A 909-nucleotide genomic window follows, 5' to 3' on the forward strand; every position below is an offset into this window, starting at 1 on the left:
ACCAACATACCAACATAAAACAACATACATCACCAACCCTTTGCAAAGTACGTAGTGAGATGAATAACAGGATAAATCCTACACGTTGAAAACCTTCTGCTCACACTGGCTTTTAAAGTCGATAAGGTGATTAGGACTTCGTGTTCGACTGCCTCATCTTGGCCAAGGCAAAAGCCGCTAAAACAGGCCGTATATATGGTAGTTAACCTGCGCTTTTAATCATACTGCTGACTTGCAAAACTGGGGGAGACCATATATGTGAGTAACGCAATACCGAAGCTTCTGCATTGCACCTTAAACACTAAAATCAACGCATAGTAAAAATGCCACGCGTTACGAATCACTCTTAAACGCTTTGTTATGTTTGTTCCTGTTTCCATCGCATTATTGCTTCATGTATCTGATCTAGAAACCCTTCATCTTTGATGTTCCTTGGGTGATCATATTGTGATTTATTAGAAATAGCTTCAGCTAAGCTTTCAATATATACAGTACCATAGGAGTTATAATTCGCTTTTTCGCTGCCATTTAGCTTGACCACTGCCGAGAAGCTCACAAAGCCACTGCTGCAATTTACATCAATATAATATTCGTCTTCATATTTCAGTAAGAACCACGCAGATACCTGATTTTCGATAACTTCCATTGTTGAACCTCCTGAAAACATAACGAAAAGTTAAAGCGTGAACAACGCAATAACAATGCAACTGCAAACACCTTAATCACTAAAATCAACGCACTGTGAAAATGCCACGCGTTGTGAGTCGCATTTAAACGTCTTGTTATATATGTGACCAAAGCCCATGGATATCCTTGGACTCCTCATTCACACGCACTAAATCATCGTAAACAGACAAAAATCGAAGCAGAGGTGAAGGGAAATGCCTTACCTTAAAGCTCCGTTTGTTC

The 909-nt window shown here is 39.7% G+C and carries 1 protein-coding gene; it reads right to left on the bottom strand.

The window, feature by feature from the left end:
• Positions 1 to 358 precede the first annotated feature (358 nt).
• Positions 359 to 646 carry a hypothetical protein gene (locus L4C38_RS21265; protein WP_140331021.1) on the bottom strand — a complete coding sequence of 96 codons (288 nt, stop codon included), beginning with the start codon at positions 644 to 646 and terminating at the stop codon, positions 359 to 361.
• Positions 647 to 909 lie beyond the last annotated feature (263 nt).

Origin of the sequence: Vibrio kasasachensis (assembly GCF_050337565.1) — a bacterium.
Taxonomy (GTDB): Bacteria; Pseudomonadota; Gammaproteobacteria; order Enterobacterales; family Vibrionaceae; genus Vibrio; species Vibrio kasasachensis.